The sequence below is a fragment of the Citrobacter sp. RHBSTW-00671 genome (assembly GCF_014103415.1).
Classification (GTDB): domain Bacteria; phylum Pseudomonadota; class Gammaproteobacteria; order Enterobacterales; family Enterobacteriaceae; genus Citrobacter.
Window position 1 is genome coordinate 216,688 of record NZ_JABXPR010000002.1, and the last position, 23,955, is coordinate 240,642.

The 23,955-nt window shown below is 44.1% G+C and carries 24 protein-coding genes; 23 read left to right on the forward strand and 1 reads right to left on the reverse strand.

Going from position 1 to position 23,955, the window contains the following annotated elements; genetic code table 11:
- Window positions 1–6: 6 nt before the first annotated feature.
- The 3 genes from lepB to HV261_RS24360 are packed head-to-tail and all read left to right on the forward strand — an operon-like array spanning window position 7 to window position 2,902.
- Window positions 7–531, forward strand: coding sequence for a signal peptidase I (gene lepB / locus HV261_RS24350; protein ID WP_007372232.1), 525 nt, complete (start codon window positions 7–9; stop codon window positions 529–531).
- A complete protein-coding gene (locus tag HV261_RS24355) occupies window positions 525–1,838 on the forward strand; it encodes a TrbC family F-type conjugative pilus assembly protein (RefSeq protein WP_016241583.1) in 1,314 nt (437 codons plus the stop codon). Before lepB ends, HV261_RS24355 begins: the two co-directional genes overlap by 7 nt.
- Window positions 1,835–2,902: a TraU family protein gene (locus HV261_RS24360; protein WP_007372234.1), complete on the forward strand. Its 1,068-nt coding sequence runs from the start codon at window positions 1,835–1,837 to the stop codon at window positions 2,900–2,902. The genes HV261_RS24355 and HV261_RS24360 overlap by 4 nt, the downstream gene beginning before the upstream one ends.
- 48 nt (window positions 2,903–2,950) lie before the next feature.
- On the opposite strand, the gene HV261_RS24365 is transcribed toward HV261_RS24360, so the two are convergent.
- Window positions 2,951–3,694, reverse strand: a complete 744-nt coding sequence (locus HV261_RS24365; RefSeq protein ID WP_048242087.1) for an AcaB family transcriptional regulator — start codon at window positions 3,692–3,694, stop codon at window positions 2,951–2,953.
- Window positions 3,695–4,131: 437 nt separating this feature from the next.
- Here HV261_RS24365 and HV261_RS24370 point away from each other — a divergent pair, with 437 nt between their 5' ends.
- From HV261_RS24370 to HV261_RS24465, 20 genes are all read left to right on the forward strand, one after another.
- The gene (locus HV261_RS24370; RefSeq protein WP_009653893.1) at window positions 4,132–4,743 is read left to right on the forward strand and encodes a hypothetical protein; all 612 of its coding nucleotides are present in this window, start codon (window positions 4,132–4,134) and stop codon (window positions 4,741–4,743) included.
- A gap of 62 nt (window positions 4,744–4,805) precedes the next feature.
- Window positions 4,806–5,306: a hypothetical protein gene (locus HV261_RS24375; protein WP_016241582.1), complete on the forward strand. Its 501-nt coding sequence runs from the start codon at window positions 4,806–4,808 to the stop codon at window positions 5,304–5,306.
- 366 nt (window positions 5,307–5,672) lie between these two features.
- Window positions 5,673–6,437 carry a single stranded DNA-binding domain-containing protein gene (locus HV261_RS24380; protein WP_016241581.1) on the forward strand — a complete coding sequence of 255 codons (765 nt, stop codon included), beginning with the start codon at window positions 5,673–5,675 and terminating at the stop codon, window positions 6,435–6,437.
- Between the two features lie 75 nt (window positions 6,438–6,512).
- A complete protein-coding gene (locus HV261_RS24385; protein WP_007372238.1) occupies window positions 6,513–8,069 on the forward strand; it encodes a recombinase RecT in 1,557 nt (518 codons plus the stop codon).
- 57 nt (window positions 8,070–8,126) lie between these two features.
- The gene (locus HV261_RS24390; protein WP_007372239.1) at window positions 8,127–9,236 is read left to right on the forward strand and encodes a lambda-exonuclease family protein; all 1,110 of its coding nucleotides are present in this window, start codon (window positions 8,127–8,129) and stop codon (window positions 9,234–9,236) included.
- Window positions 9,237–9,607: 371 nt separating this feature from the next.
- Window positions 9,608–9,985: a hypothetical protein gene (locus HV261_RS24395; protein ID WP_007372240.1), complete on the forward strand. Its 378-nt coding sequence runs from the start codon at window positions 9,608–9,610 to the stop codon at window positions 9,983–9,985.
- A gap of 59 nt (window positions 9,986–10,044) precedes the next feature.
- Window positions 10,045–11,124 carry an AAA family ATPase gene (locus HV261_RS24400; protein WP_007372241.1) on the forward strand — a complete coding sequence of 360 codons (1,080 nt, stop codon included), beginning with the start codon at window positions 10,045–10,047 and terminating at the stop codon, window positions 11,122–11,124.
- Window positions 11,125–11,183: 59 nt separating this feature from the next.
- On the forward strand, window positions 11,184–12,539 hold the full coding sequence (locus HV261_RS24405) for a DUF3150 domain-containing protein (RefSeq protein WP_016241580.1): 1,356 nt from the start codon (window positions 11,184–11,186) through the stop codon (window positions 12,537–12,539).
- A 64-nt stretch (window positions 12,540–12,603) separates the two neighbouring features.
- Window positions 12,604–14,517, forward strand: a complete 1,914-nt coding sequence (locus HV261_RS24410) for a VWA domain-containing protein (protein ID WP_048242086.1) — start codon at window positions 12,604–12,606, stop codon at window positions 14,515–14,517.
- A gap of 63 nt (window positions 14,518–14,580) precedes the next feature.
- The gene (locus HV261_RS24415) at window positions 14,581–15,081 is read left to right on the forward strand and encodes a hypothetical protein (protein WP_016241579.1); all 501 of its coding nucleotides are present in this window, start codon (window positions 14,581–14,583) and stop codon (window positions 15,079–15,081) included.
- Window positions 15,082–15,136: 55 nt separating this feature from the next.
- On the forward strand, window positions 15,137–15,445 hold the full coding sequence (locus HV261_RS24420; protein WP_016241578.1) for a hypothetical protein: 309 nt from the start codon (window positions 15,137–15,139) through the stop codon (window positions 15,443–15,445).
- 10 nt (window positions 15,446–15,455) lie between these two features.
- A complete protein-coding gene (locus tag HV261_RS24425; protein ID WP_016241577.1) occupies window positions 15,456–15,683 on the forward strand; it encodes a hypothetical protein in 228 nt (75 codons plus the stop codon).
- Between the two features lie 33 nt (window positions 15,684–15,716).
- Window positions 15,717–15,938, forward strand: a complete 222-nt coding sequence (locus HV261_RS24430; protein ID WP_007372244.1) for a hypothetical protein — start codon at window positions 15,717–15,719, stop codon at window positions 15,936–15,938.
- A gap of 27 nt (window positions 15,939–15,965) precedes the next feature.
- Window positions 15,966–16,226, forward strand: a complete 261-nt coding sequence (locus HV261_RS24435; RefSeq protein WP_016241576.1) for a hypothetical protein — start codon at window positions 15,966–15,968, stop codon at window positions 16,224–16,226.
- A gap of 24 nt (window positions 16,227–16,250) precedes the next feature.
- Entirely contained in the window at window positions 16,251–16,640 is a 390-nt protein-coding gene (locus HV261_RS24440; RefSeq protein WP_016241575.1) for a hypothetical protein, read from the forward strand.
- A 21-nt stretch (window positions 16,641–16,661) separates the two neighbouring features.
- Complete coding sequence (locus HV261_RS24445) at window positions 16,662–17,183, forward strand: hypothetical protein (protein ID WP_007372245.1); 522 nt, start codon at window positions 16,662–16,664, stop codon at window positions 17,181–17,183.
- 216 nt (window positions 17,184–17,399) lie between these two features.
- The gene (locus tag HV261_RS24450; RefSeq protein WP_024196083.1) at window positions 17,400–17,738 is read left to right on the forward strand and encodes a hypothetical protein; all 339 of its coding nucleotides are present in this window, start codon (window positions 17,400–17,402) and stop codon (window positions 17,736–17,738) included.
- Window positions 17,716–18,816, forward strand: coding sequence for a conjugal transfer protein TraF (gene traF, locus HV261_RS24455; RefSeq protein WP_007372246.1), 1,101 nt, complete (start codon window positions 17,716–17,718; stop codon window positions 18,814–18,816). The genes HV261_RS24450 and traF overlap by 23 nt, the downstream gene beginning before the upstream one ends.
- Window positions 18,813–20,255: a conjugal transfer protein TraH gene (locus tag HV261_RS24460; RefSeq protein WP_009653894.1), complete on the forward strand. Its 1,443-nt coding sequence runs from the start codon at window positions 18,813–18,815 to the stop codon at window positions 20,253–20,255. The genes traF and HV261_RS24460 overlap by 4 nt, the downstream gene beginning before the upstream one ends.
- 14 nt (window positions 20,256–20,269) lie before the next feature.
- Window positions 20,270–23,788, forward strand: a complete 3,519-nt coding sequence (locus HV261_RS24465) for a conjugal transfer protein TraG N-terminal domain-containing protein (protein WP_007372249.1) — start codon at window positions 20,270–20,272, stop codon at window positions 23,786–23,788.
- Window positions 23,789–23,955 lie beyond the last annotated feature (167 nt).

Genomic DNA, 23,955 nt, shown 5'->3' on the forward strand with positions numbered 1-23,955 from the left:
GGGCGAATGAATACACCCAAATCAGTATGGAGCTTAATATTTCGTAAAAAGCGAAGCTGGAGGCAACATATTGTTTTCAGCATCGTTGTTATTTTCTTAACCGCACCGCTGACGCTATACGTGCTTAACCGGTATGAGATTGGTATCGATCCACAAAATAACCAATGTCTTCCTCCGTACCGAATATATCTCGTCGATAAAATGGACAAATCAATCGTCAAAGGGAAAATTTACGCCTTTCATTCTGAGCTAATGCAACCATATGGCAAAGGGCTGAAAATTGTTGATGGCATTGCGGGAGACACAGTCTCCGTTGATCCCGAAGAGACTGCAATTAACGGCTCTATGGTCGGTGAGGGACTGGCATTAGCAGCAGAATCTGGCCATACCGAACAGGAGCTAACGCGTAGTGGTGTCGTACCGAATGGTCGCCTGTGGATGATGGGGCGCACCAGATACAGTTTTGATTCCAGGTACTGGGGATCATTAGACGAGTCACAAATTATAGGCCGAGCGTATCCATTATGGTAAAAAAAACACCTTTTCGACTTTCGATATTGGCATTTGTAACCGCTGTTGTTTTCACTCCAGTCTGGGCCGAAAACACTGGTATCTATTTAAGTGATCTGCCGTCAAGACCGGTATCCAACTTAGATAATATTCCGACAAGACCGGCTAATAACTACTCAGTCACTGACATTCAAAAAGCTAAGCGTCAATTATCTGCAACTGAAATGAAAGATATTGACAGTCTCATAAAAGCGGCTCGTGATAATCAAAATGCCACTGCCGACCGCGCTACTGACACGGTTAAAGATAATCGAAAAATGATGGGTGAAATGCCCGAGTATAAAAATACAGATGAACTAGTCGATGATGCGGTAAGAGGAGCGTTAGCAAAGTCTGATATGACTAACGAGAAACAAAATAAGCCAGCCGGTGATTTTATTTATATTCTCGTCTCCGCGTCTCTCAGCGATGCTGAAATCACCGACATTCTCAAGTTATACGATGGACGCACGGATATCGCTCTGGTTGTCCAGGGGGCAAAAGATAAAAAGAACCTGCTTGATGAACTTACCCACTGGCAGAAACTTTCCTTCGACTCCAAGTCTTCTCTGGCCGTAAACCTCGATCCAACTGTATTCAAAAACTACAACGTTAGTTCTGTACCGACCATTATCCATGAAAAAGATGGTGAGCTGGTGGCCAGGGTGACAGGCATCTATGACATCGCGTACCTGAAAGACAAGACCGGCGACCTTGGTGTGGCCGGGCCCGCTGTTGGGGTCGTAGAGAAGAACCTTATTGATGAACTACAGGAGAGTGTCGCTAAACTCGATTTTGATGGCATGAAGAAAAAGGCCATTGATAACTACTGGCCCCGCCAGGTTTTCCAGGAATTCCCGGAAGCGACAAAGCGAGCTACCAGAACCATCGATCCGACGGTCATTATCCCTCAAAACATTACTTCACCTAACGGCGATATCGTTGCAAAACGGGGGCGATTTAACCCGCTAACTGTGATGCCATTTACCATCAAGCTAATCTTTTTCGATGCACGTGAAGAATGGCAACGCCAGTTCGCCAGGTATCAGTTTGAACATACACCAGCCTCCCTCACGCCAATACTGGTCACGACAAACGTGTATGGTGATGGCTGGCAGACCTTCCGTGACACCAAGAAAGAATACGGTGACTTCGCAAGGCTATACATGATTCAGCCAGGCATGGCCGAACATTATGGTTTGATAAACGTGCCCAGCGTTGTGACAGCCGACAGTAAGCGATTCATTAATGATGAATATTCACGCAAAGATTTTGAGGAGCTGAAATGAAAAAAATTCTCTCAGTTCTGAAATCACCCAAGACCCTGGTGCTCGCATGTCTGGCTTTTACTATGCCGGTTTTTGCGGCTGACGTTTCATCACCCGTACAGAACAAGGTCTGTCATGATAACCAAGTCTTATCAGCGAAACTCATTACGGATGTTTGCTGGAACTGTATTTTCCCGATAAAGCTTGCCGGTATTAATCTGTCGATGACAGGTACTGCACCTGACAATGCAGCATCAGGGACAGTATGTGCCTGTAAGGATGGATTGAACGTCTATCACCCGGGTGTATTGACCGCGATGTGGGAACCGAGAAAGCTCATCGAGTTAACGAGAACACCCGGGTGCATGTCATCCCTAGGAGGGGTAACACTCGACCTTGGTAATGATTTGCAGTTTGGCCCGCAGACCGATGGAGCAGCCGAGGAACAGCGGGAGCGTTTCTCAATAAGTTTCTACAACGCACATATGTATGCTATGCCGTTATTAAGAATGTTGGATATGTATCTACCCGGTCAATGTAATGCCGACCCATACAGCGATTTTGATATCATTAATTTCACGGAGATTGACCCGACCTGGAATAATACGATGCTGGCATTCTTCCAGAACCCGGAATCAGCAGCTGTGGCTAACGTGATAGCAATGCAGGCTTGCGCCGGTGAAGCAGCGGCACAATTTGCAGGTAAACAGCCAATAGACTCACTTTGGTGGTGTGCCGGTTCCTGGGGTGGGCAGTATCCTTTAACTGGATCGGTACGGAGTATGGATGCCCCCAGAACAACCAGCCTGGTCGGGATCCGTATGCTGGCCGCAGAACATCGTCGTGGACTGGCCTACCGTTCGATGGGAAACGATACTGTTTGTCGCTCCAAGATTTACCCAACGTTGCCAAAGCAACAGTACAAATTGAATATGTTCTACCCTACCCCGGAGACAAAAAACAGTCATGAGGTCGGTGAGTCCCCATACCAATGGCAAGGTGGGCCTTTCCGTTATCCAACCGGTAAAGGCCAGGACAGCACCTACATGATTTTCCAGTGGGTAGATTGTTGCCGCACAATGTAATAAAAAAACCCTGCAATGCAGGGTTTTTAATTTCTGTTTTTCGTTGAATTAAGCCTGCCGTTTAATGGCCTCATTCTGATCATCATTCGCTTCATTACTGGCATCCTGCAACACCTTTGTTTCCTGGTCTACCTGGGTAGGTTCTGTCTCAGTGCTTCCAGCCAATTCTTTTTCAGCGGCCCGGCCATTGGCCTGATTAAGCTCATCAGCAGATGCCTGCGCGTGACGTTTGAGTGATGCTGCCAGATCACGAATGAGATTATGAAGACGAGACTTAAACTCCTCGACCTCATCCTGATTAAAACAGTTATTTAACCAGAGGGTATCGATGATCTGGTGCAATTTATCAAAGTTCTGAATAATGCGGATAACCCGCAGCGCTTGCGGCGTTCTGATGCGAACCTCATGTTCTTTTGGATGGGTATACCCGACTTCATTGAGGCTGCTGCGTTCTTCTTCTTTTACCGCACGGTTCAGAATAGCAATGTTATTTTCCAGTTCTTTCTCAGGCATGTCGATTACTTCGTTAACCGCCTTCAGTGTACGTTCAATCGCACCACTGTATTTAGTGCCAAGCCGTTCAAGGGCTCGGCTGTTATTGGTCAGATTGAAGAGAGCCTGGGAGATAATGTTAAAATTACGGGACTGTACCCGAATACCTTCCTGGGTGTGAAGAGTAAATTTCACGACAGCTTCAGGATTGGAATATTCGACACGAGAGTTAGGGGTTCGGTTATCCTGAGCCCCACTCTTTTTAGCTTGTTTTACGGTTTGTACCGGTGCTTTAGCCATAACAGAACCTCGGAGTTAATTTGTATGCCAATTGATTAGGCCAAAACTCAGGATAGTTGTCATTGAAAAATGGCTGCAATATGACCATGAAAAACCGACTTGAAAAATTAAACCAATATGCTTAAATGAATAAGAACCGAGCTGACGGACATCAGCACAACTTCCTAGTTAATTTCGCGCTCAACCAGCGCCCACCGGATGACCTCCTCCCGGGTTAACTACGCCTTCTACAGGCCCGAGCATCTCTGATGTGTTTAGGTTAAACCTGACATGTCTCTTTGCTTACCCAAACGGGTATTTTGGTTCTCAATCCCAAACAAAAAAAATTGTTAATCCTTTTAACTCCAGCGAATCAACAGATGTGCAGTTTTGTGTACATCCGTTTAGTTTACCTTTTAGGTAGCTAAATTTTCGCATTCTAAATTTATAGGTGATCTATGTCTGACCCAATCTCATTAATGGCAGGTATCGTATTTTTTGGTGCTGTGTATTACCGTGCCGAATATATCAGATTCCTTGGCCCAATCTGGCTGGCAATTTTTATAACGGAACGCGGTTTACTGTTCACTGGTCTCGGTTTTGTTACCGCGACTGTATGTGTAGTTGTTGCTTTACTCGTTATTTATAATTCATTCTTTACCAAGTCTGGGAAAAAATCTAATGAAGCAACTAATGGAAACATGGTTGAAGGTGTTTCTCGGGCTGGGTCAAATAATGACAAAGCCAAATATGCAAACCATCGTTTTGAAGGAAAGCTTGTTTACCACGGTCTCGAAAACTGGAAACACGATCCTAATAACGATAAATCGTATTTAGTCACAATACGTAGTGGTGGGAAAGACCATGAAATTTGGGCTGTTGGGCTCAAAAATGCTGTTGAGACTTGTGGAGCACAAGTTGGTGATATTGTTTCAGTCTGGAAAGAGTCTGAAGTAAGAACCGACAAAGCACAAGTGTTTGACGAAAGCGGTAAGGTTACAGGGTATCGTACTCTCCTTAACGAAAAACGTCGCGGCATTTGGGTTATGCAAGTACTCGCCGAAAGCTAAAATATTCTTAATTCAGGCTATAAGCCTTAACTTTTTAATCTTTTAAATATATGAGGTATATTATGACAATTGTCTATGGTAGTAGCATTGAGCCGGGTGGTATGGAACTGGATGATTACACAATGATTGCAGAGTGTGAAAATTGTGGGAAAGACTGCCGACATCGGATTTATGAAGACTGTGTTGCAGGGGCAATAAACCAGAGATTCTCTTATACGTGTAATCACTGCGGTTATCATTCCTGTAACGCTGAAGTATGTGACGTATGCGATAGCATCGAATGCGAAGAACATGCTGGTCGTTATCAGTCTAATATTTTCTTCGAAATGCATGAGCTCATTGAGCTCATGAAAATAGAGGGAGATATACTGGCAATCAGAGCAAAAATCAATGTAGGCGCTCACGACTTTGGAGATCTTTCAAAGTTAGATGATTGCCTGCATAGGCTCACCTTTCCAGGTTACTATGAACGGCGAAATACTGATCTCTATAAAGAGATATCAGATGCTTCAACCGACATGGCAATCCAAACATGGAAGCGTCTGGAACGCTTGTTATGCTAAACCTCCCTATAAAAACCCAGCGAAAGCTGGGTTTTTTTCTTTTCTGGATTGACCAACCAAACGTCGTATCATAATCTTATATCGCGGGCATCCCGCTTAACTTCTTTTAACACTCTTTATTTCGGCAACGCGCCATCCCTGAATGAATAAGTTCATTCGCACGGCTTCCCTACGCCCATAGAATTCGACACACGGTGCATCATGCATCGTGTTTTCTGCGCCGTCGAAAAAGGTGTTTTTCCTCTTGTTGAGGATACAGTGAGTCCAGCACTCTAACTGGATGCTTCACAAATCTTTCTAATTTTTGTGCCTATAGCACTAAATCATTTTAACTTTTTTAATTTAAAAATTTATGAGGTATAAACTATGCAATCCAGAGCAAAGGGTATTGTTGCGATAGAACCTAAATATGTGCCTGCATCTAACAATGCAGATTCATATATTTATTTCCGTTTGCGCTGTGACATGTCCATTAGCGGCAAGTCTCAGACCGAGTTCTATTCGATAAAAGCATTTGGTAAAGTCGCGGATTTTCTACGCGATAATATTCAAATGAATACCGAACTGTATATCGAAGCATTAGCTCGATCATTCCGTTATACAAAACATGGTATTGACCAAATGAGGACTGAGTTTCATGTTTTCATGGCTCGAATCATTCAGACTGGTCAATCAATAGATACCCGTGCAAATGAAACTGTAAAGCCACCATCTACATCAACCGTCACTTCGCTATCCCCTCAAGTAGCGCAAAAACTTAAGGACGATATGAAGTGGCAGAAAATGTCTGATGAAGAGGTAAGAACTGCTTCTGAAAAATGGAGAACAGTATATGCCGAGCAAAAGCAGCTGCACCCTGGAAAAGAGTCTGTATCACCAGACAACAATAAAAATTCAGTAGAGAAGATACCAGAAGCTTCGCCGAAGCTGGATGCTAAGAATAGAGCCGTGCAGACATCACGTCCGCAAGCCGCAACCTCTAAGCACCCTGTCAACATGCAAGCCTGGACAAATCTGCCAGCCGATAATTCGACAGCAGCCGTTATTGTAGCTCGTATGAAACTTAATGAAAAATTAAGCTCCTCCGGGCAAGTAACTTTAACTAACGCATATTCATCAGTTCGCGGTTGATATGACTGGTTGCTGATTCCTCAGCAACCTTCTTCTTTTTTAATCTTATAATTTATTTAATTTAATGAGGTATATATGTACTCAAATAAATCACGTAGTTCTGGTTCATTCTCAAACAACAATAAAGGGAACACCGATATTGTCGTTAAGATAGACAGCATTGCTCGACATATGTTGTCGCTCGAAAAGATGTTTGCATCCGCAGGTTCCAGTTCACCTCACATCTCATTCGAACGTGAATGCGTTTTTGCAAAACATATTGTCAACAATAATAACTACTTGGCTGACATAGCAGTTAATAATCCAAAGTCCTTCGAAACAGCATTCCTTCAGCTTGCAAGTAGCGGCCTTACTCTTGACCCGGCGCAGAAGCAGGCTTACCTGGTTCCACGCGATGGTCGTGTCATTCTTGACGTGTCCTATATTGGGCTCAGCAGGATGGCCACCGATGAAGGTTTATGCGAAGACATTGTGGCTGAATTAGTTTTTGAAAAGGACTCATTTAAAACCAATGGTCGTCGTTCCAGCCCAGACCACGAATTTGACCCCTTTGCTTATAAAGGGGGACTCGTTCTCACAAACACCGATCAGGGTGCTTTAGGAGATCGAGGCATGTTCAGGGGGGCTTATGTCGACTATTTAATGAAGGATGGACGTCATCTGGTATTTTTCATTGACCTTCAGGATTTAGCTCAATCTCGGGCGAAATCCGAATCTTGGGCAAAAGTGGAGAAACGGCAGTATTCACCGTGGACTCAGTTCCCTTGGAAGATGGTGCTCAAGTCAGCTATTAAGCAGACCATACACTTAATTCCTGGTAACCGTACTCGCCTGAGTTCAATGATTGAATATCTGAACACTGCTGGTGGTGAAGGTTTCCGTACAGCAACAATACCCGTCGCAGCTGCTGAAGCTGAAATGGAGGTTAGACAAGAAGCCAGGACGGCTGGTAATACGGATACTACAATCCGAACTGCAAAGTCTGATGATAAAGTTATTGAAGGTGAGTTTAATAAGCTCCCTGAAGAACCTGATTCAACCGAGCAGCAGGACATCAAGAGCAATACACCAACCGATGTTTACGATACGGCTGAGGGAAATACACCTCCAGCTGACGTAAATGGTTCGGCTGATGATATTCTCCCTCCACCCGGAGAAACCAATGGGCAGTCCAATGAAGAAATGTCTGAGCATCCCGGGGTCAGAAAATGGGCTGAACGCAGAATTAAAAAGTTAGTAAGCCGGGCAGAAAAGACGCTTGGATACGAAACTATTTTAAACGATGCAAAAAGCAGTTTCGATCTGAATGAAAGTGAGCTGGCATTCGCTCGCTTATCTTTAGAAAAATCCCGTCGGTCACTTCTCAAAAATCATTTAACTAACGCAGTAGGTAGCTTCGATTTTACTCAAGTACTTAACTTCATCGAAAAAATGGGTAAGGGTGAGTTTAAAACCGACGCGGCCAAATGGGTCGGTGAAGTCCAAGCCGAATCAATGGAAATACACAAGTTATATCTTGAGGCTGTTAATACATCTGATTTTGTGAGGCTCAATGCCGCTCTCAACAATGTGACATTTCCCCCTCTAAAAGAAATGGTAGAAGGTCTTATTGAAGATCTTCTGGCCGCTTAACTTATCCGGCAGGAAACTGCCGGTTTAACTTTCTAAATTTATCTTAAGGTGATCATTATGTCTGACATTTATGAAGTCGTTGATGTTGTGCAGGGCTCAAAGGAATGGCTCGAATGGCGTAAAACTGGTGTGACAGCAACATGCTCCCCTATTCTGTTAGAGGAGGCTGGTGCAACTAAAACGCCCTACGAACTCTATTTGCAATACGCTGGCCTGATTAAGGCAGAAGACCTTTCTGTCATTAAACAGGTTGATGCTGGTAAAAAGCTTGAAGCACTTGCCAGAAGTTACTGCGAAAAAGAGATTGGACAAATCGCCCTGCCTTTCTGTGTAAGGAACAAAAAGTATCCTTACATGATTGCTTCGCTGGATGGGCAGTTCGACGATGGTTCAATCCTTGAGATAAAGAATCTTTGCGAGAGCAAACATCTTTCTATTCTTCAGCTTGAAACCAAATCGCCAGAATTCCGTTATTACTACTGGCAAGTTCAGCACCAGCTGCTGACAACAGGCGCACCCCAGGCGTATCTTGTGTTTTGGTCGGCCACTGACCAGACCAAGGTCTTTAAAATTATGCCTTCGAAGAAAGCGTTTTATCGAGTCCAGGTTGCCTGCGAATACTTCTGGAATAAGGTTCAGACAAAAACAGCTCTACCGTTTGATAAGGAAAAAGATATTTTGCTTATCTCTGACCCTGAAATCATGTCTCAGACACAAGGCTTTAAGCTTCCAGACGACCTCGAAGCTCGTGTGGTAGACATAGCCAGACAAGTTGGAACATTGCAGCAGATGGAGAAAGAGTTGGCTTTAAAGAAAAAGCAGTTCGAAGAATACCAGAACGCGGTCAATTTATTGATCCAGGGTCTAGGTGCTTCTATTGGCTTTTCCTATAACGAGCTGGTTAGAATCGATGGCTTTGGCTTTCGTTTTCTTCAGTCTCGCGTACCGGAAAAACCGAGCTACAAACGAATCTGCGATAAATTATCTATTGACCCCAAACATCATCCAGAATGTTACGGTCAGTCATCGGTACGAAATTCGTTAAGTACCTATGAATATAAATCAACTCTGACTGATACTGTCTACATTCCTTTGGATGACACTTCCGTACTGGTATCTCCTGGTGCAGAAGAGACAGACTCAGCCCAACAATACGTTGTTTTTTAATTATTGAGCCCAGTTTAAAACTGGGCTTTTTTTTTGCTTGACCAATTACACATCCTTTATTATCTTTAAATAGCGGCTTAGTCCGCTTAACTTCAGGCAACTGCCTTTAAACACCTTCTAAATTCGGCGCTCAAGCCACTCCTGAATACCTCCTGGTATTCACAAGGATTTCTTTCGCCTAAACAAATTCGATAGCCTGCGGCTCTCATAAGCGGCAGGCTTTTTTGTCCGTCGAAAAAGGTGTTTTGTTGTCACGTAGACAACAACAAGTGCCTCAGTCACTCCCAAACTGAAACTAGTACCTAACTTCAGCCTTCATGCAAGGCCTAATTCATCTAATTCACTAATCTTTTTAAATGAGGAGTCTGATCATGTTTCTTGTAAATATGACTGCATATCTTGCATCCCCAGAACAACGGGAAATGGGCGTTATTGATGTCGATCAGCAAGTATCACACGCATTACGTGAACTGTTGACCTTTAATACCTGTCCTTCAGAAGATGTTATGACCGATAAAGCTAAAGAATTTGCTGAAATCGCTACATCACTCTGTAATAAATATAAGGCTGATGGTGTACTTGTTTATGCCAAAACCTATTTTATGCCTGTTCTGGTCTCTGCATTGAGAGCCAGAGGCATCGTTTCTTATGTAACGTATGCACCAAAGGTTACCAGTGTTGATAACAGTGGCAGTGTTAGCCGCAATTATAAGCATGTCGATTTAGTACGTGCTGATATTGCTGCATAACATCATTCTTCTTAATTAATTTTTAATTTTTAAATCTATCTAATTTAATGAGGTATATCATGACTACTAATTTCGCAAACCTGTCTGTTGAAATCATGGCGCGCTCTACACCTGTCCACCCTTCTGTATTTGGTATTGTTGTTCCAGATCATCAGATGGATAAAGTTAAACCGTTCCAGGGATTTGACTCAGCCAATCCATTTAGTGCATTCGTGCCTAAACAGAATGACGACTATGTTTTTGAAGCGTATTTGCGTTCATCTGTACTGATGTGGATTAACTATCCACAAAATCAGTCTCTGTGGATCTCTGGCCCAACAGGTTGTGGCAAAACCAGTGTTGTCGAACAAGTAGCAGCAAGACTTAACTGGCCTGTCATGAAAACTACAGCTTCACAAGACCTGGATATTAACAATCTCATTGGCGGTCTCCGGCTTCAGTGTAATGAACTGACCGGTGATACCAAGACTGTTTTTGTTCATGGCCCACTGACGCTGGCGTACAAGTATGGACTGATTTTCCTACTCGATGAGTACGATCAATTAGACCCATCCTGTGCCAATGCCTTTAACGCCATCCTCGAAGGAGGGAATTTAGTTATTCCTGAAACCAACGAGGTAATTAAACAGCACCCGAACTTCAGATTTGTTGCAACGGCTAACTCAATTGGTCAGGGCGATTTTACTGGCGTTTATGGCGGTGTGAAAACATTAAATGTGGCCAACCTTGACCGCTATATGTTTATCACTGCTGACTATATGCCAAAAGAAACCGAGACTAAATTGATTACCAAATATATCCCCGACACCAAAGTCGCGGAGAAATTTGTTGACGTTGCGAATATGATTCGCGGTCTTTTTGTAGGCAAGAATATCACCGGTGAAATTGACACTAGTGTCAATACTAACAGTGCAAAACTCCCGGACGGTGTTCTTCCCGACACTCGTTTATCAGTAACGTGTTCAACTCGTTCGCTGGTGGCCTGGCTTGACCGCTACTCAATGATGAAAGCTGCAAAGATGCCACGTGCATTATTAACAGCTTTCGATTATCAGATTGGTAATCGTGCATCAGCAGATGATAAAAAATCTTTGCATCTCATCGTTGAAGCTGTATTCGGTTCTGAAGCACTTAAATAAAACCCCGCTTGGGGTTTTTTAATTCTTTTTAAATCAATTTTAAATTAATGAGGTATGTCATGACTATCAAATCCAATGCCACTCAGGTTCTGGAACAACTTATTCTCGTTTCTCTTTCTGATATCACCAGTATTAGTGGTCGTCGTAAGCTGAAAAGAGAAGATCTTGGTAACAGTGCTGATTTGCCACCTGATGTACTTGTTTCATTAGGTAGCAAGAAAATCATTGACCCACAACTCATCAATCCATTTACCCGCAAGAAGAATTCAGCTCACGCTTTATGTCTTGAAGCGGGTATTAAATTTATGGGAGGCTATGCAATTCCAGCCGACAAGGTTAATGATTTAATTGGTAAACTGAATGTACTTAAGGGCGAGTTTTACGATTACAAAAAGGAATTTATGAAAGCTGATTTTAATAGCTGGATTAATTCTTTTGAAGAAAAGTATCGCTCTATACTTTTGCGTGATGCTGCGATCGATTTGTCTTATATGGATAGCCAGATACAATTTGGCTTTACTGCGATTCATATCACACCTTATGGTAACAGTGTCATTCAGGATGGTTTAACTGGGCAAGTTAAAAGTTTAGCGGATGAAGTTTATGAGGATGTGGCTGATGTTGTTGAAGGTTTCCTTAAAAACAGGAACCCCGATGCGTTTTCTCAGCACACACTAAATCCTTTACGCCGCTGCGGCGATAAACTCGCTTCCCTAGCTTTCATCGCACCAAGCGTCCAGTCTCTTAGCGACTATGTTAATCAGGTAATGAAAGACATTCCGCTAACCGGCAAAGTGACGGGCAAACCTTATAACGACATTCTCTCTCTCCTCAATAACCTACGCGACCCAATTCATGCAAAACAGTTTGTAGAACTGCTGTCATCAGCCAGTACTACAGATGGTAACGATGCGATTGACCCATCACTTTCAATGAACCTTATTGGAGATGATGATGCCATGACTTTAGCGGCCATTTCGGCAACTCAGGTTCAGGTAGAAACGCTTCCTCCTCCGCATACAGATGCGTTTGCATCTGCTGTGGTAGTAGAAGATCCGATCGGATTGCAAAGCGTTGATTCACTCGCTGAAGCCCCATCTGTTCTGGTAGAAATCAATGGTTCAGCTGATACGTCTTTGGCAATCGAACCGGTTAATACGTCGGCTGATACTGACGTTAACGACTTGTCCGATACCCAGGAGCATGGAATTGTTAATGACGCTGTAATACCGGCGTTTAGTGCGGTTATAGTCGATGATGATTCATTTTTGGGCGGTGATTCGATTGTACCCCGCTCTCTGCCAGACTCAGCTCTTATTTCGGGTTTGGATTCTGAAAAAGTCATTGATGGAAAAGAGCCTGAAATTGTAATTTCGTCTTCACTCGATGATGACGAAACAATAATGGTGTTTTAAAAATAAAAGGCCCACTCCGGGCCTTTTTTCTAATTAATCTATTTAAATTTATTGTGAGGTATATATGGGTATTTATAATTCCCTTCCTATTGTCGCACGTGCATTAAGCTCTCAGATTGGTCTTAATGTTTCTGTTGGCGGCAATGAAGCATATGCTACGGAGACTGGTGCTGGTTTTCTTATTAACCTTCCATTCTTCAAGGACGCTGAAATGTTGGCAAATCCGTTATTAGGGTATGCCGTACATGAAGCAGCACATATCCGTTTCACTGATTTTGGTGATCTTAAGATATTCATTCAAGAGCATATGGAGTCGGATAAATACAACGTTGAGGTACTTAGACACCTGGTCAATCTTTGCGAAGATTTGCGCATTGAACGTGCGATGAGTTGTCGCTATCCAGGTACATTGAAGTATCTCAATTCACTGAATCATTTTTTGTTCAGTGAAGAAGCGGAATCCTGTGATAAAGCTTCATCGGTATTTCTGGATACCCTGCTTACTTGTGGTTTGAACCGCTTCAACGGTTTAACTATCCCAACAAAGCAAGTGCGTGAAGACTTTGAACGCATCTTCGGGCTGGAGCTGTACGACAAAGCTATGACGGTTATGGCTGAAGCAGTACAAGCAACCTCGATTAAAAAGGTGTTTGAAGTTGCATGTCGGTTATATGACCTCGCAGTAGATGCATTTAACGAAACTAATGAGCAAGAAGAACCTCCGCAGGATGATAATCAGGGCGCTGATTATGGTGACAGCAAAGGCGATGACAGTTCGTCAGAGCCGGGCCAGTCATCCGACAGTTCTGACAAAAATGGGGATGTCCAGACTGTAAGTTCAGGCGGTAATGGCGGCTCGCCGTCATCGTCAGCCGGTCAGAATGGGCCTTCTTCAGATCCTGATGGTAATACCGGTGGCGCACCAGATAAAGAACATGGGCAAAACGATAGCGATGATGAAAACGATAACTCATCGTCAACGTCAGCTAATCGTAATACTCCTGCTTCCGACTCTGGTGACAACAAAGCCGGAGCTTCCCAACCGGGCTCAAATGCTTCGGGTGAAGCTTCTGTCGTTAACATGTCCCAGGGCGGTAAAGACCCTTTCGAAGGAACCACATCGAATGACCTTGGCCGTACTGGACAGAACACTTCAGATAAGCTCAATCAGTTAATCAAAGACAAAGTACCCCCGCATCAACGTATCGTTTCACCTACTCCATATTCAGTAGCACCTGCGAAGCGGCACGATACCGGTAATGCATCCGTAAGTTTAGGGGTGCAGATGGCTACCGGGTTACGCCAATCACTTCATGGGTTGTTACAGGGTGTAAGAGCGGTGAGAAGAACACATCGTGAAACTGGTCGTAAGCTTGATTCTCGACTGGTTACCAGTGCCATGCTGGGCAATACGCGTCTTTTTAAACATAAGTCCAAGGCAGTAGATGTCAGTTCTGCTTTTACTATCCTGCTGGACTCTAGCGGGTCAATGAGCCGGTCGGTTAAAGAGGCTGAAGCCGCTGTTGTATCAATGTTGTATGCGCTCGATGGTATTCAGGGGGTAACTACCTCGGCATACCATTTCCCACACGCCGCACATAATAGCGTAGGTCTGTTAAAAGGACGGGAGCAAACTTTACGGACAGCTATAGGAACTCATCAGTTTGGTATTGGTACGCAAGGCTGTACTCCTCTTTGCGAATCGTTATGGCCTGCACTTGCAGACCTGACGTCAGCTAAAGCGGATCGCCATGTATTGGTTATAGCAACTGATGGCCAGCCTGATGATATGGCTTCTGCGCGAGCGATGATACAAAGCGCTAAAGATGATGACATCATCGTTATTGGCATCGGTTTCGGTGATGCCAGTGACCGCATGATGAAAAGTCTTTTTGGTGATACCGGTGTTTCTGTCGGTTCTGTTTCTGCCTTACGTAGCAAACTCTTTGAAGTAACCCGTAAAGCTCTCATGTCTTAATCTGTATTTTAATTTCCGTTTTAGCTTTCTAAATTAATTTAATTTATTTTAAAGGTGATCATTATGTCTGCAACCGCAAAATCTAAAGTGGTTCACGAAAATCAACTCTCATTCATGAGTATTTTCGATGCCACTGAAAGTGAATATGATCTGATATCAGCCGATTCAGAACATAATTATGAACTTCGTTTTTCATCAAAGATGGCTTACGAAATAATTCGGGATAGTATATATATCATGACTGCATACCGTAGTACTGGTGAGCAGCGTGTGGATGAAATCCTCTGGATTTGTTCGGAAGAAAATCAGGAAGACTTATGTTCATTTACGAGTTGCTGCAAAATAGCGGGTCTTGATCCATTCGAAACCCGGATGGAAATCCTGCACGAGTGGTCAAGTGAATTGGCAAAACAAGCAAGACTGATTGCGTGTCATCACTTTACTGCTCCCACTAATATGGAACATGTTGCATCCCAACGTATTGGATACGAAAAATACAGAAAAGCGTTTTATCACACTTATCCTAAAGAGGCTGCGAAGCCGCTTAAGAATAAACCTCTGTAATAATACAAACGCTGACTTCGGTCAGCGTTTTTTTCGTGCCACGCTGGAGACTAACATGAATATTTTAAAACATGACTTCGATAGTTCCTCTGAACTGCTACAAGCGGGTTTATTGCTTAATCAATTGGAGGATCTAATAGGGTTTATTTCCACGAATGAGTTCAGGAAAACCTCAATCAATCAGTTCATTGAGGTTGAGGCATCTGAACTTATGGTTTTTAACCTATGGCATCCGATGTGTCCCGATATCACTGAGGTTCATTTCTTCCGTGATATGGATTCAAATTGGTGGCCATACAAGATTTATGAACTCATGTCTGATATAACCACCCAAACCCAATTCATTCCTCGGGTAAATCAATAAAGGTGACATCATGATTCATTATTGGGTTAAAGTGAGACCCGGTGAAACAGATATCCTCGCACCTCTTCGTCATGGGGTTCTCGCCATAAAATATTTGGATGGAGCGCCATTGCTTTTCCAATGGCCTCCTGAAGAAGGATGGACGTTCGAAACCCTGGATAAAGTACAGCCTTGTGGTGTTGAGTTTGGGGCCGATGCATATATTAATGATGTATGGATTGGTACTACAGAATTTTAATCTTTAAAGACTGAATGTCTGGAGTCTCATTTAATGGATATCCCATGCATTTTGTTTATATCAAATAGTCGGCATTATGTAATTACTGAAGACTCTGTTATCGCTTCATGGCCATCACGTTCTGATAAAGAAAGTGAGATCATTCAGCTTAATGACGGTCGGATTATTACTGCAAACAATGTACGACGATTTAACTTCATCGACATTTCAAAGATCGAAAGCCTGACGGCGATTGATGATGGAATTGTCTTTTAACTATATAGATTAATAACTGGAGTCTGTATGAGTGGCTGCGCGTTGATAGAGTATAACAACCGCACCGCCAGAATACGCGGTGAAGTTGCACAAGGCGATAAGCATTATATTCAGTATGCTCTCGCTCACTGGGCTGTCATTGCAATCAGGATTCGCAATACAGACCATCATTTTACCCGATTGCCGGTTGATGAGTGGATTGAAGGAATTGCAAAACAAGTAAATCCTTCTGAGGCTCGTGAGCAGATATTTAATGCTCTATTGCGGTGTAAGCCGGGTATCTTCTAATTCATTTAATTTATCGAGGTATATATGTTTCATTCTGAAACCGAGGATATCTATGGTTTTGTGTCTGGCGATATGTCATTGCGACCTCATTCAATCGATAGAGATTTGCAGGACTTAAGGTTACTACTCGCCGATATGGATACCATTAATATTCTGAACGAACGAGGGATAGGAACTCAGAAAACCATCTTTCATGTAACACAAAATGAGTCGAAGGCATTAATGCTGGTTACTCGTTTAACTTACTGCCAAGGTGGTGGACGATTTACTCACCCTGAATGTGCTCTTCTTGTTGAACAGATAACTGATCTAGGACGTAAGTTGGGTAATAAACATTTCGATGCGGCGATGAATGAAGCAAAACGCTTTATAGCGAATGAGGCTGACTTCATGAAAGAACAAACTGTCTGGTAGAAAATTTCTAAGGAGTCACTCATGTATACTTCAACTACTGCTAAATCAGATCATATTGATAGCTTTAATAACGCACAAAACCGTATGTTGATGAATTACGAACGTGATGAGTTTGAACAAGCTCCCGCTGCCGTACTTTATGATGCTGTCGGTGCTGTCGTAAACGATGAATCTGATATTGATATAATTTTTCGCCTTATGGATATGGAAGGAGAAATGTTGTTTCTCCGCGCAATGAAAAACCTCGGTTGCCAAGAGAATGTTTTTTATTACGCATCTGAATCTGGTGCGGTGCTGACTGCTAACGATGCAACGTTGCTTGAATTTGCTTATAACCTGGGCAAACATATCAGCAATGAGTTCTTTACGCGTTTCTTGCGTAATTCTCAGTTAGCCCGTGAACTCATCGGTAACATCATTCGTATAGGCAACGATGCCCTTAAATTTCCAGATGACGGCCTGAATACAGTATTTGAATGCTGTGTGATGGAGAATTCATCCTGGAAGAACCAAGGCCATTTTAAAGATAACTTTGGTCTTTAAAGCATCTAATTCTTTTAATTAGCTAACACAGAAAAACCCAGTCTTCGGACTGGGTTTTTTTGTATTTGCTGATTTCAAATCATGTAAACAAAACGGATGCACATGAAAATTACTTTTGATTTTTACAGTCAAAACGTTGCCATTTTTGAACTTGTTATTTTAACCCATATGGCAAACTAATCGTAATGCCGTCCGTATTTCTGATAAGGGAGTTTTATGAAGACACTTAAATGTTCTCATAACAGGGCAATGCTTATGCCAGCACACAAAATCCCTGCGGTATTAGTTAACGACGACCCTAAGAACATAGTTACTGATGAGCTGTTGCGTAAATATGGAACACGCATGACTCTCGATGAGGCTTGCTCCGAAATTGGTGTTAAGTCGGATAGTGTAGCCAAACGTATAGGACAGGTCAGATATAGGCATTATGCATTAACTCGCCAACTTGAAAGTGCAAGGGTCTTTAGTGGAAAAAATAGCTTTTTCTGGACGGAGTCTATCGCAAGAATAATTTCCGAGGGTAATTCCGATGAAATATCAATTTTTAACTAAAATCATTATTCCCCTGCTAGTGGGATTTGCTTTTTCTACCTCAGTTCTTGCGGATGAGGGTAACACCCCAACGTCTCAATCCCCTCAGACCACCAGTGACGACCTCGCTGGTGGTCAGGCATTTCTGAATGGAAAAGAGGAAGGTTGGTTCTGGCGTAAATCGCCACCTGAGCCAGTGAAGAAAAAGCCAGTGAAGTTACCTCCTCCGCCGACTTTACCGCCTCAAGAAACGCCTAAACAGGTTGCTCAAACACCTATGGAGTCGACTCCAGAACCTGCCGCAACTGAAAAGCCCGGCCCGGCTCCGTTCACCGTAGCCTGGTTTAATGAAAACATTCAGAAACTACGCAACCAGGCCATCGACAATCCTACCCAAGAAAACGTTAGGGCATATTTTCTGGCCCAACGCATTATGCTGGATAAAGCCAGCCGCTTTACTGATATGGCTAGGTTGGTTACTTCTACCGACCCCCTCATAGATGAGAATAGCCGCCGCTCAACCTCAACATTTGGGGCAATGGATCAATCGAATGAAGCTGAAAACAATTCGAGAACGGTCATAAAAGACGTAGCGACAAAAGCAGGATTGTTTTTCTTCTTCCGTGGGGAAAACTGCTCCATATGCGTAAAGCAAGCTTCTGTTATGAATACGTTTAGTTTCATGACAGACATGAAGGTCATCCCAATTTCACTTGATGGTAAACCTCTTCCAGGGAATATTTACCCGGACTGGAGGCCTGATTCTGGCCAGGCATCAAAGCTCCAAATATCAAACGCACCTGCGATAGCTCTGGCAATCCCGCCATCTACAACACGCATTGTCTCATTTGGGCCTATCAGTGCAGACCAGTTAATTTCAAGAACAGTCCTTATTGCCCACGATGCAGGGATCATTTCTGACCAGCAATATAAGAGCACCTTGCCATATAACGATACCGGCTATATCGACTCAAACATTCTGAATGACATGCCTAAAGACCTAACTCAACAACCTGATGAGTTTATCAAATATATACAAGCTAAAGCTGGCTACGGTTCGACACCTAACCCAAATGCTAATAACCCGGGGGAAAAATGAAGATTTCGCGCAACTATAATATAAAGAATGTATTCCGTAGAAACATTCTTGCAATTTCTATCTGCCTCTCCGGGTTGACAGCTTTTCAATGCGAGGCCACCAGCATTAGTACTCAGCTAGACAGTATGTTCGGCTCTATGTCGAATGTTACAGCTCCCGGTGATTATCAGAGCGTTACACGTGATGGATATACCGGTGGCGGATTTGTTCTACGTAATAAGCTCCGTACATTGACACCTATTAGTATTAGTCTCCCTTCTGCGTCGGGAGGATGTGGAGGGATAGACCTTTTCGGCGGGTCATTCTCGTTCATCAACGCTGATCAGTTCGTCCAGATGCTACGTAATATTGCTTCTAATGCTGCCGGTCTAGCTTTCCAGTTGGCCCTGAACGCTATGGATGCCGTTCTGGATAATGCTATTTCGAAAATGCAGGCAATCATCCAGCAGATGAACGATCTGACCGCAAATTCGTGTCAGTTAGCGAAGGGGTTGTTAGTCGACACTGCCTCTGCATTTGGTGACAGTGCAAAGGCTGCTGTATCTTCTCAGCTGTCCTCTGATGGCCTCTCAGACCAATTTAAAGCCATGTGGGGCAATATGGGTGGTGGTAAAGCACCCGACGTACAAAAACAAGAGGCAGGGAAAAGAAAGGCATGTGACGATTACGGTAACATTGTGTGGTGTTTGCTCCAGAATGGTAGCTTTAGTAATCAATTCATCGGCTCCGAAGATGAGCAAAAAGAACTTATTATGTCTATGACCGGCACCATCATCGTCGGTAGCCAGTTGGGTACAGATAAAGATGGGTCAGCTAAAAAGAGTGTGGTTAGGATTGCTCCACTCGCAACTTCAAATGTCCTGGATTCTTTTATAAATGGTGATGATAGTTTCGATTTCTGGTCTTGTTCAGGTCAGACTAGTACTTGTGAGAATCCCAAAAAACAGACCAAAATAATTAAAGGTCTCGCTGCCAATATCACACTCTTCTTTATCGATAACGGATATTTGAGCTCGGCCAGAACTGGTTCAAACCCTGGGGATGCTAAATTACGGCAAGCAAACTACTACAACGTAGCTGGTGCTACCAGTAAAGCGACTCAAATTGCACGTCATGATTTAGCCGCATCTTATTCCTATATACGTGAACTATCTCCTGTCATAGCCTATTCAGCTGCTTATAACTACCTCAGCGAAATGCTTACGGCTGCTGCGACCGGCGCACGGCTCCAGCAGGAAAATGATAAATCGGCGTCAGTTTATTATAAGGATGCTGGAGAGCTAATCGAAAAGGCAAGGCAAAATCTGTATGTCTCCTATAACGCCATGATATCCCGTTATGGTGGCGAGGCCCGTATACCTGAATCATTCAGCAACTATATGACAACGCTTCCGCAGGTTCATTATGAATCTGAAGGTTCTCTTGATGGCTCGCTCTAACAAGGTAACTTAATATGAGTGAATGGAACGTATATACTGTTGGCAACATTGAATTTATTTATAATATATTCAATTCCGTTGCCATGTTATTGAATGATGGCACTTACGGATCCTTGTTTAGGATTTCAGCACTCATTGGTGTAATTTGTGTCGTGCTTGCTGCTGCTATATCAGCCGGGAAATCATTATCCCTTTCTCATATGTGTGTGGCCGTCGTGATGTATTACCTGTTTTTCAGTGTATCGATGCGCACCAACATTGAAGATGTTACAACGGGTAAGTTTCGTGCTGTTGATAATGTACCAGCGGGATTAGCCGTTGCCGCATCTGTACTGTCTACTGTTGGGTATGCAACTACCGAGAAGATGGAGCAGGCATTTTCTGTCCCAAGCATGACTGAGTATGGGTCTCTGGATCCCCTTTTCACTCTGGCCACTTTATACGACACATTGAAAACGCCAATGCGCTGGACGGGTCAAACTGGTGCTTACGGTGATCTGGACGCAAGCGTTTCAAACTATGTGAAGAACTGCGTAGGCAACGATATTATTCGTGGGTCTAAAACCTTTGCTTCAATGTATCGCTCTAATCAAGGTGTATCAGGGCTAGCCTCGAACGATTCCTTCCAGCGGGTTGTTATTTACGACAATGTACGTAGCGGCTGGTCTACCAGTACTGAAGAATCTTCAAATGGGGGCTCACTTTATACCTGTTCTGACGCGTACACGAAACTTAAAGGACTCGCTACCCAGAACGCTTCTAGCCTGGACTCAGCTTTTGCCAGCTCTTATACCGCATCCGGGCGCACTTGCGGTGGTGCGCCATGCTCAGGTTCAGGAAAAGCCCAGGAAGTACTGAATTTCTTCAACATAAGTGGCACTGATATTCGTGATTTCCAATTGATGTTGGTCATGTACCCTCATTTCAGGGAACTGCCAATGTACGGACTCGAAAGCTCATTTCGTGGTACTGCTGCTGTAACTCGCGCCCAAACCATGACTCAACAGGCATTCCAATGGTCTTCTTCTGGTTCATCATTCTTGAGCTGGATGGGTTCATTTATGCCGATTTTCCAGGGAATAATATACGCACTCGCACCATTTATGGCCTTCCTTTTCGGTCTGGGTATTATGGGTTTGCGACTGGTGATGAAGTACTTCCTCGTTATCATCTGGACATGGACTTGGCTTCCCCTCGCAGCGGTCGTCAACATGTATGTGTTAAACAGTATCCGTGATACGTCAAGCCAAATTCTTGTCAGTTCGGGTTCTGGCGGACTTAGCTTTGCTCAGCTTTATCAGCTCCTGTTTGAGACTCAAAAAAGTATAGGTCTTGCTGGTAATTTATACGCGATGATCCCGGCCCTGGGTGGATTCATTGTCTGGGGCAGTTCTGTTGCCTTTAACTCTCTTGCAAGCTCAGCAGCAGCACCTTCAGCTGCCGATACTAAAACTCTCGCACCTGATGTCACCAACGCTCCTGCGATAAACAGTCGTGGTTCCGATGTTGAATTTAACCCAACACAAGGAACTATCATGGGTGGGTCTTCTGGCACTCTCCCTGCCATTGACATGAAAAAGGTCGCTACTCACAACCTGTCCAGCGCTAAGCAAGAACTAGATTCAGCATCCAGTTCCTTGACTGCCCAATCTGGAGCAATGATTAGCCAGGTGGCCAGTAACATGAATTCTGGTGGACATTCGCAAGTTTATAGTGACGCTTCCAATGCAGCATTTGCCAGCCTGAGCAGCTCAGATCGTGCCCTTGTCAGTTCTGTGGCTAAAGAACAAGGTATTTCTGATATGCAGGCGCTTGTCTCTATCGCCAAAGGTGATGTGAGTGTCGGTGGCGGTGCGGGAAGTTCAAGTGCTGGTGTTGGTGTTAAAGGTGGAATGTCACGTTCAGAGGCAGAAAGCAGTGGCCTGAGTAATGACAACAGTGCTAAGTACGGTTCTACAGACAGCGCCTCGTCGCACAAAATAGACAGTGCGACCCAGTCACGCATCGTCAATACCGCAGCAAGTGCGATGTACCAGTCCTTATCGCAAGAAGGTGAGAGTTCTCAATCGACTCGTTCTTTTGCTGAGGCAAATCAAAGAATGCAGTCCGCACAAAAGAACTTCCAGGAAGCAAACTCCTTCGTTTCAAGTACCTCAATGGGCCAGACAATGAATGCTGCGCAACTTGCTACAGCCATTGGTCGTAATCATGATGCACAAGCAACATTGACTCAAACCCTCGCGGCGCACCCGGAACTGTCCAGCAAAATCGCCGGTGATGCAGCGAGCCTGACCTCTTTAGGTATGACTCACGAAGACGCGCATACCTTTGCTCAATTCAAAGCAGCCAGTGAACTTGGTGTTGCCGGTGCAGTAGCTGCCAAAGCCGGGTTCATTAACGCTGATTCCAGCCCAGTACTGACGACAACTGCATCTGAGCAATACCGTGGCGTGAGTGGTGGAGCTGAAAGCGCTGGTGGCCGCGCAGTTGCTGGTGCAGCGGACGTTGGCAACTCCGTTAATGCAGTAACAGGCCGATCTTACGGAGCGCTTGGTGAAGCACATGCGTCATCGTCTGATGGTTATGGGCAAGGCCAGGTTAATACTGTCGGGGGACAGAATAGCGGTGCAGTTGAGCAAATTCACAAGGGAAATGAGGGTGAAGTCATGACGAAAGCGGGTAACACCGCCGCAAATGATTTCGAAAACAACCACTATAATCTTGGCGGTATTACTGGCGATTTTAATAAACTCGTTTCTCATGTCAGTAATGCGTTCAAAGAAAGCCCGGTATATGAACAGGTACATGATCAGGCCAGAACCATCGCTGGGGAAATTCCGCTTGGTGGAGATGCAAACCGCGAAGCGGCGCGAGATTCTATTGTGAACTACTACGCCATGACTAAAGCTGGAGCGTCTGAGCAACAACTTTCCCAGGCCCGCAGTGACATGATGGCACGTATTCAACTCGCGACGGGTGGTGAAAATGACAATGGAACGGTTATGGGCGGAAATACTGCTCTTGCCCGTGGTATTGCAGCCCGTATTGATAATGCCGGTTTAGACCGTTCAGCCAATGATGGCTCCATTATTCAACAGGCTACTACTGCACTGAATACCGATCGCCAAACCCACGAATACAACACCGGTGGCATGGCCAACAACCTTGGAGGGATGCATCAGGCATCAAATGGAGGTTCTGCTGTGGGTGATGGCGTCCCTTACGCGATGGGAACCCACAACCAGGGATACGGCGAGGCTGAGACAATGACCGTTAATGCCCAAGGTGCTGAAGGTCATAATGGTTTAAACCAGAACTCAAACTATGGTGGGTCTGAGACAACAAACATTAATACCCAAGGCGCTGGTGGTCATAGTGATTCAAATAACGGAGGTACAATGTTCAGTGATCCGCCACCTGCACGTGCAACCCAGTCGCATCAGGAGTATGTACCTGTGCATCCACGTAATAAAGAGAACAATGGAGGTCATAGTGGTGGAAATGACGACATGATAATTTCATCGAGTAAGTGATTCGCAATAAAGCCCTGCAATCTTGCAGGGCTCTTATGTGGTCACGAACATGTATACGACAGGAAGGCTCAGTAAAGAATAGAGCAGAATATAAAACTCCCACATACGCTCACATTTGCTCTTGAACGTTCTGCCATTTTTTCCACGTCCCCTCTTACCATTTCCAC

What these genes read in the sequence shown, in the direction of transcription:
- lepB (WP_007372232.1), top strand. Translation starts at nt 7, where the DNA reads ATGAATACACCCAAATCAGTATGGAGCTTAATATTTCGTAAAAAGCGA.
- HV261_RS24355 (WP_016241583.1), top strand. Translation starts at nt 525, where the DNA reads ATGGTAAAAAAAACACCTTTTCGACTTTCGATATTGGCATTTGTAACC.
- HV261_RS24360 (WP_007372234.1), top strand. Translation starts at nt 1,835, where the DNA reads ATGAAAAAAATTCTCTCAGTTCTGAAATCACCCAAGACCCTGGTGCTC.
- HV261_RS24365 (WP_048242087.1), bottom strand. Translation starts at nt 3,694, where the DNA reads ATGGCTAAAGCACCGGTACAAACCGTAAAACAAGCTAAAAAGAGTGGG.
- HV261_RS24370 (WP_009653893.1), top strand. Translation starts at nt 4,132, where the DNA reads ATGTCTGACCCAATCTCATTAATGGCAGGTATCGTATTTTTTGGTGCT.
- HV261_RS24375 (WP_016241582.1), top strand. Translation starts at nt 4,806, where the DNA reads ATGACAATTGTCTATGGTAGTAGCATTGAGCCGGGTGGTATGGAACTG.
- HV261_RS24380 (WP_016241581.1), top strand. Translation starts at nt 5,673, where the DNA reads ATGCAATCCAGAGCAAAGGGTATTGTTGCGATAGAACCTAAATATGTG.
- HV261_RS24385 (WP_007372238.1), top strand. Translation starts at nt 6,513, where the DNA reads ATGTACTCAAATAAATCACGTAGTTCTGGTTCATTCTCAAACAACAAT.
- HV261_RS24390 (WP_007372239.1), top strand. Translation starts at nt 8,127, where the DNA reads ATGTCTGACATTTATGAAGTCGTTGATGTTGTGCAGGGCTCAAAGGAA.
- HV261_RS24395 (WP_007372240.1), top strand. Translation starts at nt 9,608, where the DNA reads ATGTTTCTTGTAAATATGACTGCATATCTTGCATCCCCAGAACAACGG.
- HV261_RS24400 (WP_007372241.1), top strand. Translation starts at nt 10,045, where the DNA reads ATGACTACTAATTTCGCAAACCTGTCTGTTGAAATCATGGCGCGCTCT.
- HV261_RS24405 (WP_016241580.1), top strand. Translation starts at nt 11,184, where the DNA reads ATGACTATCAAATCCAATGCCACTCAGGTTCTGGAACAACTTATTCTC.
- HV261_RS24410 (WP_048242086.1), top strand. Translation starts at nt 12,604, where the DNA reads ATGGGTATTTATAATTCCCTTCCTATTGTCGCACGTGCATTAAGCTCT.
- HV261_RS24415 (WP_016241579.1), top strand. Translation starts at nt 14,581, where the DNA reads ATGTCTGCAACCGCAAAATCTAAAGTGGTTCACGAAAATCAACTCTCA.
- HV261_RS24420 (WP_016241578.1), top strand. Translation starts at nt 15,137, where the DNA reads ATGAATATTTTAAAACATGACTTCGATAGTTCCTCTGAACTGCTACAA.
- HV261_RS24425 (WP_016241577.1), top strand. Translation starts at nt 15,456, where the DNA reads ATGATTCATTATTGGGTTAAAGTGAGACCCGGTGAAACAGATATCCTC.
- HV261_RS24430 (WP_007372244.1), top strand. Translation starts at nt 15,717, where the DNA reads ATGGATATCCCATGCATTTTGTTTATATCAAATAGTCGGCATTATGTA.
- HV261_RS24435 (WP_016241576.1), top strand. Translation starts at nt 15,966, where the DNA reads ATGAGTGGCTGCGCGTTGATAGAGTATAACAACCGCACCGCCAGAATA.
- HV261_RS24440 (WP_016241575.1), top strand. Translation starts at nt 16,251, where the DNA reads ATGTTTCATTCTGAAACCGAGGATATCTATGGTTTTGTGTCTGGCGAT.
- HV261_RS24445 (WP_007372245.1), top strand. Translation starts at nt 16,662, where the DNA reads ATGTATACTTCAACTACTGCTAAATCAGATCATATTGATAGCTTTAAT.
- HV261_RS24450 (WP_024196083.1), top strand. Translation starts at nt 17,400, where the DNA reads ATGAAGACACTTAAATGTTCTCATAACAGGGCAATGCTTATGCCAGCA.
- traF (WP_007372246.1), top strand. Translation starts at nt 17,716, where the DNA reads ATGAAATATCAATTTTTAACTAAAATCATTATTCCCCTGCTAGTGGGA.
- HV261_RS24460 (WP_009653894.1), top strand. Translation starts at nt 18,813, where the DNA reads ATGAAGATTTCGCGCAACTATAATATAAAGAATGTATTCCGTAGAAAC.
- HV261_RS24465 (WP_007372249.1), top strand. Translation starts at nt 20,270, where the DNA reads ATGAGTGAATGGAACGTATATACTGTTGGCAACATTGAATTTATTTAT.